This window comes from Citrobacter sp. Cm038 (assembly GCF_030333105.1).
Classification (GTDB): domain Bacteria; phylum Pseudomonadota; class Gammaproteobacteria; order Enterobacterales; family Enterobacteriaceae; genus Citrobacter; species Citrobacter murliniae.
Genome location: NZ_JAOWGO010000023.1, coordinates 18,245 through 30,330, shown reverse-complemented (window position 1 = coordinate 30,330; position 12,086 = coordinate 18,245). Strand labels below are relative to the sequence as shown.

Here is a 12,086-nt window from a genome sequence, read left to right as displayed (position 1 = left end):
TTTGGAGCGGGAAACGAGACTCGAACTCGCGACCCCGACCTTGGCAAGGTCGTGCTCTACCAACTGAGCTATTCCCGCACAATCTTCGATGAAATTTGTTGCTGTCGTAATTCGCATTTCTGCGTCGTTACGGGAGGCGCATTATACGAGAAATCCGTTTAGCTGCAACCCCCCTGAATACGTTTTTTTTAAAAACTCGTTCAAGTGATTACTTTGCAATCAAGCTGAACAATTTAACGTCAAATACCCGGTTACGCAAGCGCACCGGGCATAGAAATCAAAGCTTAATAAAATGCTCGCGATAGTAAGCAAGCTCAGCAACCGACTCGCGGATATCGTCCATCGCCTGATGCGTTCCCTGTTTTGTGAAACCATCGAGGATCTCTGGCTTCCAGCGACGGGCCAGCTCTTTCAGAGTACTAACGTCCAGATAACGATAATGGAAATACGCTTCCAGTTCCGGCATGTATTTAAACAGGAAGCGGCGATCCTGACCGATACTGTTGCCGCAAATAGGTGATTTCCCTTCCGGAACCCACTCTTTTAAAAATGCTAACGTCGCAAGCTCAGCTTCACGATCACCCATCGTGCTCGCCTTTACGCGCTCCACCAACCCACTACCTGTATGCGTTCTGACGTTCCAGTCATCCATTAATGCCAGCTGTTCATCAGACTGATGTACCGCAATTGTTGGTCCTTCAGCCAGAATATTCAGATTGGCGTCAGTCACCAGGGTAGCGATCTCAATGATGCGATCGCGCTCGGGATCCAGACCGGTCATCTCCAGATCGATCCAAATCAGGTTGTTTTCATTGGCACTCATGCTATTTTCCACCCTTCTTACGTGACGATACGCGAAACCATTCATGCTGCATCAAGGCGGCAAGGAAAGAAACCCTGAGGGCATAGAAAACTATGTGGCCTGGGTTTCTGAGCATAGCCAGTGCTGGGGCAGCGTGAAGGATGAAGCGTATATATTCATCTAAAATTGCGTGTATCATAGATGTTTTGCCCATAATGGGCGATCAGGAGCCAGTACGATTGAGTAAAAATAAACTCTCCAAAGGCCAACAGCGCCGCGTGAACGCAAATCACCAGCGTCGTCTTAAAACGTCCACGGAGAAACCCGACTACGACGACAACTTGTTTGGCGAAACCGCTGAAGGCATTGTTATCAGCCGTTTTGGTATGCATGCCGACGTGGAATCTGCTGATGGTGAAATTCACCGCTGCAACATCCGCCGTACAATTCGTTCGCTGGTTACCGGCGATCGCGTGGTCTGGCGTCCGGGTAAAACGGCAGCCGAAGGTGTCAATGTTAAAGGGATCGTTGAAGCGGTACATGAGCGCACTTCCGTTCTCACACGCCCGGATTTTTATGACGGCGTGAAGCCCATTGCTGCCAACATTGACCAAATCGTTATTGTCTCAGCCATCTTACCTGAACTGTCATTAAATATTATCGACAGGTATCTGGTGGCCTGCGAAACGTTACAGGTTGAGCCAATTATCGTACTCAACAAAATCGATCTGCTGGACGACGAAAGCATGGCTTTCGTAAATGAGCAGATGGATATCTATCGCAATATTGGCTATCGCGTATTGATGGTATCAAGCCGCACAAAAGACGGTCTGAAACCGCTTGAAGAGGCATTGACCGATCGTATCAGCATTTTCGCCGGTCAGTCTGGCGTAGGTAAATCCAGCCTACTCAACAACCTGCTTGGCCTGCAGGAAGAAATCCTGACCAATGATGTCTCCGACAACTCCGGCCTTGGACAACACACGACTACCGCTTCTCGCCTGTACCACTTCCCGCACGGCGGTGACGTCATCGACTCCCCCGGCGTACGTGAGTTCGGGCTGTGGCACCTTGAACCGGAACAAATCACGCACGGCTTTGTCGAATTCCATGATTACCTGGGCCATTGCAAATACCGCGACTGCAAACATGATGCAGATCCAGGCTGCGCTATCCGTGAAGCTGTAGAGAAAGGGGCGATAGCCGAAGTTCGCTTTGAGAATTATCACCGTATCCTCGAAAGCATGGCTCAGGTAAAAACGCGTAAAAACTTTTCTGATACAGACAACTGACAACTAAGCTAAGCATCGCTAGAATCGTCCCCTTTTTTTCAGGATCCGGCCCACACGCTGGATCAGGAACAAATTATGGCCTGGAGGCTACCTTGTTAAACTCATTTAAGCTTTCGCTACAATACATTCTGCCAAAACTATGGCTCACTCGCCTGGCGGGTTGGGGTGCGAGCAAACGAGCAGGATGGCTAACTAAGCTGGTTATCGATCTGTTCGTGAAATATTACAAGGTCGATATGACAGAGGCGCAAAAGCCGGACACCGCCAGCTATCGCACCTTCAATGACTTCTTTGTCCGCCCATTACGTGACGATGTACGCCCTATTAATACCGATCCAAATGTCCTGGTCATGCCGGCTGATGGCGTGATTAATCAACTGGGAAACATCGAAGAAGATAAACTTCTGCAGGCCAAAGGGCATAGCTATAGCCTTGAAGCGCTGCTGGCAGGCAACTACCAGATGGCGGACAAATTCCGCAATGGTACGTTTGTAACCACTTACCTCTCGCCGCGTGATTACCACCGCGTACATATGCCGTGTAACGGTATCCTGCGGGAAATGCTGTATGTGCCTGGCGACCTTTTCTCAGTAAATATCCTGACCGCGCAAAACGTACCGAACCTGTTTGCCCGTAACGAGCGCGTTATTTGTCTGTTTGATACTGAATTCGGCCCGATGGTACAGATTCTGGTTGGCGCAACCATCGTCGGTAGTATTGAAACGGTTTGGGCCGGCACCATTACTCCGCCGCGTGAAGGAGTCATTAAACGCTGGACATGGCCTGCCGGTGAAAGCGAAGGTTCCGTGGCGCTGCTAAAAGGTCAGGAAATGGGCCGCTTTAAGCTCGGTTCAACCGTTATTAACCTGTTTGCACCAGGCAAAGTTAACCTGGTTGAGCAGTTGCAGGATCTTTCGGTCACTAAAATCGGTCAACCGATGGCAATTTCTACCGAGTCTTTCGTAACGCCAGAAGCTGAACCTAACCCACTGCCGAAGGAAGAAATCGAAGCAGAACACGACGTCAGCCCGCTGGTTGATGACAAAAAAGACGAAGGTTAAACATAGGAATCGCTGCTGTGCGCCTGATTATCACTTTACTGATGGCCTGGTGCCTCAGCCTGGGGGCGCACGCTGCGACGGCCCCCGATGCCAAACAAATCACTCAGGAACTGGAGCAGGCCAAAGCGGCTAAGCCCGCTCAGCCAGAAGCCGTTGAGGCGCTCCAGTCCGCGCTGAATGCCCTTGAGGAGCGTAAAGGCTCCCTTGAGCGTGCCGAACAGTATCAGCAGGTTATTGATAACTTCCCCAAGCTGTCCGCAACGTTACGCGCGCAGCTTAGCAATCTGCGTGACGAACCGCGCAGCGTGCCGACTGGCCTGACTACTGATGCGTTAAACCAGGAGATCCTCCAGGTCAGCAGCCAGTTGTTGGAAAAAAGCCGCCAGGCCCAGCAGGAACAAGATCGCGCACGCGAAATCGCCGACTCATTAAGCCAGCTTCCGCAACAGCAAACCGATGCGCGCCGTCAGTTAAATGATATTGAGCGACGTCTGGGGGCAGCCAGCAGCAACTCTCCACTGAATCAGGCGATGCAGGCTGAATCGGCCAAACTCAAAGCCCAGGTCGATGAGCTGGAACTGGCACAGCTTTCCGCGAACAACCGCCAGGAACTGGCGCGCATGCGCTCCGAACTGGCAGAAAAACAGAGCCAACAACTCGACGCGTACCTGCAGGCATTACGTAATCAACTCAATAGTCAGCGTCAGCGTGAAGCCGAGCGGGCGCTGGAAAGCACCGAACTACTGGCAGAGAACAGTGCGGGGCTGCCAGAAGGCATTGTTGACCAGTTCAAGGTTAACCGTGAGCTGTCTCAGGCCTTAAACCAGCAGGCGCAGCGTATGGACCTGGTCGCCTCTCAACAGCGGCAGGCCACCAGCCAAACGCTGCAGGTACGACAGGCATTAAATACGTTGCGGGAGCAGTCACAGTGGCTTGGTGCCTCGAATATGCTGGGAGAAGCCCTGCGCGCGCAAGTCTCCCGCCTGCCAGAAATGCCTAAGCCTCAACAGCTAGATACAGAAATGGCGCAACTTCGCGTACACCGAATGCGCTATGAAGATCTCCTTAATAAACAGCCGCAGTTGCGCCAGATCCATCAGGCCGATGGACAACCACTTACCGCAGAGCAAGAGCGTATCCTCAACGCCCAACTGCGTACTCAGCGTGAACTACTGAACTCCCTGTTACAGGGCGGCGATACGCTGATCCTCGAATTGACCAAGCTGAAAGTCTCCAACAGCCAACTGGAAGATGCGCTGAAAGAGGTCAATGAGGCAACTCACCGCTATCTGTTCTGGACGTCTGACGTCAGCCCAATATCACTTTCCTGGCCTGTCGACTTAGTCCAGGATCTGCGTCGTCTTATCTCATTAGACACGTTTAATCAACTTGGCAAAGCCAGCATTATGATGTTGACCAGCAAGGAAACGCTGCTGCCGCTTTTCGCAGCGCTGGTGTTGGTTGGGTTTAGCCTCTATTCGCGTAAGCACTTCACTCGCTTTCTCGAACGATCGTCAGCGCGGGTGGGAAAAGTAACCCAGGATCATTTTTGGCTGACGTTGCGCACAGTGTTTTGGTCGATACTCGTCGCTTCCCCATTGCCGGTACTGTGGGCAACTCTGGGTTATGGTTTGCAGGAAGCCTGGCCCTATCCTCTGGCCGTCGCGATAGGCGATGGCGTTACAGCAACGGTACCAATGCTGTGGGTAGTGATGATTTGCGCTACCTTCGCACGCCCTAACGGTTTGTTCATTGCCCACTTTGGCTGGCCGCGTAACCGTGTCGCTAAGGCAATGCACTATTACCTGATGAGCATCGGACTGATTGTCCCGCTCATCATGGCGGTGATCATGTTTGATAATCTCAATGACCGGGAATTCTCCGCCTCTCTGGGGCGCCTGTGCTTTATTTTGATTTGTGGGGCACTGGCGCTCGTGACCCTGAGTCTGAAACGCGCCGGAATACCGTTATATCTCGATAAAGAGGGCAACGGTGACAACATGGTCAACAGTATGCTGTGGAATATGCTGATGGGCGCACCACTCATTGCGATTCTCGCGGCTGCCGTAGGCTACCTGGCAACGGCGCAAGCACTGCTGGCTCGTCTGGAAACATCCGTAGCTATCTGGTTCTTATTGTTGGTGATTTATCACGTCATTCGCCGCTGGATGCTGATTCAGCGCCGCCGTCTGGCATTCGATCGCGCCAAACATCGACGGGCAGAAATGCTGGCACAACGCGCACGTGGTGAAGAAGAACCGCCGCATTCCACCAGCCTTGAAGGGGCGATTGATGTCGATGAAAGCGAAGTGGATCTTGACGCTATCAGCGCACAATCACTGCGCCTGGTACGTTCTATCCTGATGCTGATCGCCCTGCTTTCGGTTATCGTGCTGTGGTCAGAAATTCACTCTGCCTTCGGCTTCCTGGAGAACATCTCATTATGGGATGTCACCTCCACGGTACAAGGCGTAGAAAGCTTAGAGCCGATAACGCTGGGCGCGGTATTAATTGCGATTCTGGTGTTTATCATCACCACTCAGTTAGTACGTAACTTGCCCGCGCTGCTGGAGTTGGCACTGTTACAGCATCTGGATTTAACACCCGGCACGGGTTATGCCATCACCACCATTACCAAATACCTGCTGATGCTGATTGGTGGCCTGGTTGGCTTCTCAATGATTGGTATTGAGTGGTCCAAACTGCAATGGCTGGTTGCCGCGCTCGGTGTGGGGTTGGGTTTCGGTTTGCAGGAGATCTTCGCCAACTTTATTTCCGGCCTGATCATCCTGTTTGAAAAACCCATCCGCATTGGCGATACGGTGACAATTCGCGATCTTACCGGTAGCGTGACGAAAATTAACACCCGCGCCACCACAATCAGCGACTGGGACCGTAAAGAAATCATCGTGCCCAACAAAGCGTTCATCACCGAACAGTTCATCAACTGGTCGCTATCCGACTCGGTCACTCGTGTGGTGTTAACTATTCCGGCACCGTCGGAGGCCAACAGCGAAGAGGTCACGCAAATCCTGCTTACCGCCGCGCATCGCTGTTCGCTTGTTATCGACACCCCGGCACCGGAAGTCTTCCTGGTTGATCTTCAGCAAGGGATTCAGATCTTCGAATTGCGTATCTATGCCGCAGAAATGGGACACCGCATGCCATTGCGCCATGAGATCCATCAGTTGATTCTGGCGGGCTTCCGTGAGCATGGCATTGATATGCCATTCCCACCATTCCAGATGCGTCTGGAAAGCCTGAATGGTAAGCAAACAGGGAGAACGTTAAGTTCTGCGGGAAGAGGCAGTCGTCCGGCAGGAAGCTTGTAATGGGTGTCTTGCCGGATGGCAGCGCTAACGCGTCTATCCGGCAAGATGATTACTCAGCCGCCCACTCTGGCTCACAGGCCATGCGACGACTGTAGTTCTGATAAATCGCCATGGCCAGCAGTGAGAAGAATATCGGGCCACCTATCATCCACAGTGCGCTGTTCCAGTCTCCGGCTTCAATCACCGGCTGGATGATGGTAAATACGTTGGCAAACGTTACCACCAGCACCACCACGCTCGTTGCCAGCAACGTTGCGGCCCGGGTTTTAAAAATCACAAACGGCCTTTCCAGCCCCTCACGGGATTTAAAGAAAGGGAAAGCCAGTGCAAGGAACAGATACGGCAACGTCATTGATACGTTCGCCATCAGCGTCAGTTTGTTATAAAACGCGGAAGCAGTATCGCCACCAAATGAAACCAACAGAATAAACAGGCTCACCAGCAGACACTGCATCCACATTGCCATCGTCGGCATACCCATGGTATTCAGCTTCGTCATTGGCGCAGGCCACAATGCTTTTGGCGTTCCCTGAATAATTGCTTTCAATGGCGAGTAGCTGAGCGTAAAGAAAGCACCGGTATAAGCGAGGAACATGGAAAGCCCGGTGATACGCGCAAACCAAATGCCCATGGTCATCGCAGATTCAGGAGACAAATGCAATGCATTACCCAACGTCACCCCCAGACTTTTCATCAGGATATAAGTAATATTGCCAAGGTTAACCGAGCTATTACTTAATACCTGCTGCCAGTTGGTGCTAACGCCCCATAAAAATATGGCCAGCGAATAACCAATTGAAATCACTATTGCGGCAAAAACAATTCCTTTTGCAAAATTCTTTTCTGGTTTATCCGTTTTATCAACCAACCCACCCACAGCTTCAATTCCACCATAAGCAAAAATAGCAAATACAACAAATGACAACATGGCCAGACCGGACTGATATCCCGGATTAGGTGAGGAGACAAAATTAATATCCTGCGCAAAGTGACCACCTGTTAATAACAAAATAGCGATACTCGCTAACAACAAAACTAAATTAAGACACATTACGGCAATTCCGCCCACAGCCGTAATACGGGCAATTTTATTAATACCTTTGGAAGCGACACCCGTCACCAAAATCATCCAGCCTACGGCGAGCAACCCAACAACCTGCGTTGGCTCAAGTCCCGCGATACGCCATTGCTGCGTCATATCTGCGCCGAATAAAAAGGTGGAAAAAGGCACCCAGACTTTTGCCGCGGTGCTCACCATCCAAATCACATAAGAGGAGAACCACATAAACGTACCGATAAACGCATAGCGCGGTCCAACGCTATTATTCATCCACGAATAGATCCCCCCTTCTTCTTTACGATAGGCAGATCCCATTTCCGCCATCATTAAGGCAAATGGAATAAAGAATAATAATGCAGAAAATACATACCATGGAATGGCGCTATAACCCATTAAATAAAAAGCTGAAGGGCTATTTGCAAATCCGAAAACTGACGTGAATATCATAAGGATGAGGCCTGACAGGCTCATCTTCTTTATTGTTTGGGTCATTAAACTATCCCTTACTCTGGAACGCGCAGGTTAAACCGCGTCCACATGTTTACACTGTCCTCCAGGCGGAGGTCAGCCATCAAAAAATCAAACCAGAATTGATACCTGAATAACGGCAAATATCCAGATTTAAACTGTGTCTATAAAGATGAAATTGAAAAAAAAAGCTACAAAATGGCGCATTACGCGCCATTTATTTTACTGCGGGGAGATTTTCAGATTCACGCCCTATCGACGGTAAAGGCGATAACATCGGCCAGGCTATCAGCACCCAGCGCCAGCATCACCAGACGATCAACCCCAAGCGCCACACCGGAACAATCCGGCATACCGACCTTGAGCGCTTCAAGCAGGTTGTTGTCGATTGGCTGCTGCGGCAAGCCACGAGCGGCACGTTTGCGATTATCCTGCTCGAAGCGTTGCTGCTGCTCACGCGCATCGGTCAGCTCATGGAAACCATTCGCCAGTTCAATACCCTTGTAGTAAACCTCAAAACGTTCAGCAACGCGGTGATCTTCGGTACTAATTTGTGCCAGCGATGCCTGGCTGGCCGGGAAGTGATACACAAACGCCGGTTTGTCTTTCCCAATATGTGGCTCAACCCCCATCGTAAACAGCAACTGTAACAGGGTATCCCGGTCTTCTTCAGTATCAGCGATGTTGCTGAGATCCAATTTAGCCGCCACTTCACGCAATTGGGTCTTATCCGCTGACAGTGGATCGATTTCCAGATGACGCTGGAAGGCTTGCTGGTATGAGAGGCTTTCCGCAGGGGAACAATCCAGCACTTGCTGGAGTAAATCATCCACTTCATTCATCAGGCGATACATGTCGTAATGGGGACGATACCACTCGAGCATGGTGAATTCAGGGTTGTGATGACGTCCCATCTCTTCATTACGAAAGCTTCTGCACAGTTGATATACCGGGCCGCATCCTGCCACCAGCAGGCGCTTCATATGGTATTCCGGGCTGGTCATTAAATAGAGGTTCATCCCCTGAGAATGTCCAGGGCCAACGAAACGCGTTTCGAACGGGAACAGGTGAATGTCCGTAACCGTCGCCTGACTCATACAAGGTGTCTCAACCTCAAGCACGCCACGATCGGCAAAAAAGCGACGAATCTCCGCTATAATTGCAGCTCGTTTTAACAGATTGGGGATGGACGCGCTCGGCTGCCAGGTTGCCGTTTCGCTCATGGTTATTTCTCCGATTTAAGACAAGGGCACGAAGTCTACTCGTATCGCGTTAGCGAGACAAATTTCACGCGGGAATAATAAACACTGGCTGGCGGGTAAAAAAAGCAACATTGGGTGGTTTAGTAATTAAATTAATCAAATTCAATGATAATTCAGCCCTCTGATACGCTAAAAAAATCGAACACGTCAAATTTCCCTCACATCCCTAAGACTATACTATTGTACCTATAAAGGAGCAGTGGAAACGCGTTCATAACCTGTCTGAATCAGATTAAGCATCTGATTCAGACAGGGATGAAATAACAACAATCTGGAGGAATGTCGTGCAAACCTTTCAAGCCGATCTTGCCATTATAGGCGCCGGTGGCGCGGGATTACGTGCTGCAATTGCTGCTGCGCAAGCAAATCCCAACGCTAAAATCGCACTGATCTCAAAAGTGTACCCAATGCGCAGCCATACCGTTGCTGCCGAAGGCGGCTCTGCTGCTGTCGCGCAGGATCATGACAGCTTTGACTACCATTTTCACGATACGGTAGCAGGCGGAGACTGGCTGTGTGAGCAGGATGTCGTGGATTACTTTGTCCACCACTGCCCAACTGAAATGACGCAACTGGAACAATGGGGTTGCCCATGGAGCCGCCGTGAAGACGGTAGCGTCAACGTACGTCGCTTCGGCGGCATGAAAATTGAGCGTACCTGGTTTGCCGCGGATAAAACCGGCTTCCATATGCTGCATACTCTGTTCCAAACTTCTTTGCAGTTCCCTCAAATTCAGCGTTTTGACGAACATTTCGTTCTGGATATCCTGGTTGATGACGGTCATGTTCGCGGCCTGGTTGCCATGAACATGATGGAAGGCACTCTGGTACAAATCCGTGCTAACGCAGTGGTGATGGCAACGGGCGGCGCAGGCCGTGTATACCGTTACAACACCAACGGCGGCATCGTAACTGGTGACGGTATGGGTATGGCGCTGAACCACGGCGTTCCGCTGCGCGATATGGAGTTCGTTCAGTATCACCCGACTGGTCTGCCAGGATCCGGTATCCTGATGACCGAAGGCTGCCGTGGTGAAGGCGGTATTCTGGTCAACAAAGATGGCTACCGTTATCTGCAGGACTACGGCATGGGCCCGGAAACTCCGCTGGGTGAGCCGAAGAACAAATATATGGAACTGGGTCCGCGCGACAAAGTTTCTCAGGCTTTCTGGCATGAATGGCGCAAAGGCAACACCATCTCCACTCCGCGTGGCGATGTCGTTCACCTCGACCTGCGTCACCTCGGCGAGAAAAAACTGCTCGAACGCTTACCGTTTATCTGCGAACTGGCGAAAGCCTACGTGGGTGTCGATCCGGTTAAAGAACCGATCCCGGTACGTCCGACCGCACACTACACCATGGGCGGTATCGAAACCGATCAGAACTGCGAAACTCGCATTAAAGGTCTGTTCGCTGTCGGTGAATGTTCATCTGTAGGTCTGCATGGTGCTAACCGTCTGGGCTCTAACTCCCTGGCTGAACTGGTGGTCTTTGGTCGTCTGGCCGGTGAACAAGCGATGGAACGTGCGTCTACAGCGAGCACCGCTAACGATGCAGCACTGAATGCGCAGGTTGCCTCCGTTGAACAACGTCTGAAAGATCTGGTTAACCAGGAAGGTAACGAGAACTGGTCGAAGATCCGCGACGAAATGGGCATCTCCATGGAAGAAGGTTGCGGTATCTACCGTACACCAGAACTCATGCAGAAAACCGTTGATAAGCTGGCTGAACTGCAGGAACGCTTCAAACGCGTACGTATCACCGACACTTCCAGCGTCTTCAACACTGACCTGCTGTACACCATCGAACTGGGTCACGGTCTGAACGTTGCTGAATGTATGGCGCACTCCGCTCTGGCGCGTAAAGAATCACGCGGCGCGCATCAGCGTCTGGATGAAGGCTGCACCGAGCGTGACGACGTCAACTTCCTTAAACATACCCTCGCCTTCCGCGATGCTGATGGCACAACTCGCCTGGAATACAGCGACGTGAAAATCACCACTCTGCCGCCAGCTAAACGTATGTACGGTGGCGAAGCGGAAGCAGCCGATAAGAAGGAGAAGGCGAATGGCTGAGATGAAAAACCTGAAAGTTGAGGTGGTGCGCTATAACCCGGAAGTGGACACCGCACCGCACAGTGCTTTCTATGAAGTTCCTTATGATGAAACAACGTCACTGCTGGATGCGTTGAACTACATCAAAGATAACCTGGCACCGGACCTGAGCTATCGCTGGTCTTGCCGTATGGCTATCTGCGGCTCCTGCGGCATGATGGTCAACAACGTGCCTAAACTGGCGTGCAAAACCTTCCTGCGTGAATACACCAACGGCATGAAGATTGAAGCGCTGGCTAACTTCCCGATTGAACGCGATCTGGTCGTCGATATGACGCACTTTATCGAAAGTCTGGAAGCTATCAAGCCGTACATCATTGGTAACCCGCGTACACCGGATCAGGGTCCAAACACCCAGACTCCGGCGCAGATGGCGAAGTATCATCAGTTCTCCGGTTGCATCAACTGTGGTCTGTGCTACGCAGCGTGCCCGCAGTTCGGCCTGAACCCTGAGTTCATTGGACCGGCCGCGATTACGCTGGCGCATCGTTATAACGAAGATAGCCGCGACCACGGTAAGAAGGAGCGTATGGCTCAGTTGAACAGCCCGAACGGCGTTTGGACCTGTACTTTCGTGGGCTATTGCTCCGAAGTCTGCCCGAAACACGTCGATCCGGCTGCGGCCATTCAGCAGGGTAAAGTAGAAAGTTCAAAAGACTTTCTTATCGCAACCCTGAAACCACGCTAAGGAGTGC

The 12,086-nt window shown here is 51.3% G+C and carries 8 protein-coding genes and 1 tRNA gene; 5 read left to right on the top strand and 4 right to left on the bottom strand.

The features are described 5' to 3' along the window. Nucleotides 1–2: 2 nt before the first annotated feature. A tRNA-Gly gene (locus OGY01_RS16780) sits at nucleotides 3–78 on the bottom strand. Between the two features lie 199 nt (nucleotides 79–277). Then, the gene (gene orn / locus OGY01_RS16775) at nucleotides 278–823 is read right to left on the bottom strand and encodes an oligoribonuclease (protein ID WP_045438928.1); all 546 of its coding nucleotides are present in this window, start codon (nucleotides 821–823) and stop codon (nucleotides 278–280) included. 218 nt (nucleotides 824–1,041) lie between these two features. Between orn and rsgA the strand changes: the two genes are divergently transcribed. From rsgA to mscM, 3 genes are all read left to right on the top strand, one after another. Then, nucleotides 1,042–2,094 (top strand): small ribosomal subunit biogenesis GTPase RsgA, encoded by a 1,053-nt coding sequence (rsgA, locus tag OGY01_RS16770; RefSeq protein ID WP_190284551.1) that lies wholly within the window; start codon nucleotides 1,042–1,044, stop codon nucleotides 2,092–2,094. 92 nt (nucleotides 2,095–2,186) lie between these two features. Next, entirely contained in the window at nucleotides 2,187–3,155 is a 969-nt protein-coding gene (gene asd / locus OGY01_RS16765) for an archaetidylserine decarboxylase (protein WP_045438907.1), read from the top strand. A gap of 17 nt (nucleotides 3,156–3,172) precedes the next feature. Continuing rightward, nucleotides 3,173–6,487 (top strand): miniconductance mechanosensitive channel MscM, encoded by a 3,315-nt coding sequence (gene mscM, locus OGY01_RS16760; protein ID WP_136345329.1) that lies wholly within the window; start codon nucleotides 3,173–3,175, stop codon nucleotides 6,485–6,487. 49 nt (nucleotides 6,488–6,536) lie between these two features. Here mscM and yjeM read toward each other — a convergent pair whose 3' ends face one another. Further along, nucleotides 6,537–8,039, bottom strand: a complete 1,503-nt coding sequence (gene yjeM, locus OGY01_RS16755; RefSeq protein WP_045438901.1) for a glutamate/gamma-aminobutyrate family transporter YjeM — start codon at nucleotides 8,037–8,039, stop codon at nucleotides 6,537–6,539. A gap of 221 nt (nucleotides 8,040–8,260) precedes the next feature. Further along, on the bottom strand, nucleotides 8,261–9,238 hold the full coding sequence (gene epmA, locus OGY01_RS16750; RefSeq protein WP_045438899.1) for an elongation factor P--(R)-beta-lysine ligase: 978 nt from the start codon (nucleotides 9,236–9,238) through the stop codon (nucleotides 8,261–8,263). Between the two features lie 323 nt (nucleotides 9,239–9,561). Between epmA and frdA the strand changes: the two genes are divergently transcribed. Both frdA and frdB read left to right on the top strand, forming a co-directional pair. Then, complete coding sequence (gene frdA / locus OGY01_RS16745; protein ID WP_045438896.1) at nucleotides 9,562–11,352, top strand: fumarate reductase (quinol) flavoprotein subunit; 1,791 nt, start codon at nucleotides 9,562–9,564, stop codon at nucleotides 11,350–11,352. Further along, the gene (gene frdB, locus OGY01_RS16740) at nucleotides 11,345–12,079 is read left to right on the top strand and encodes a fumarate reductase iron-sulfur protein (protein ID WP_045438893.1); all 735 of its coding nucleotides are present in this window, start codon (nucleotides 11,345–11,347) and stop codon (nucleotides 12,077–12,079) included. The genes frdA and frdB overlap by 8 nt, the downstream gene beginning before the upstream one ends. Nucleotides 12,080–12,086: the final 7 nt, after the last annotated feature.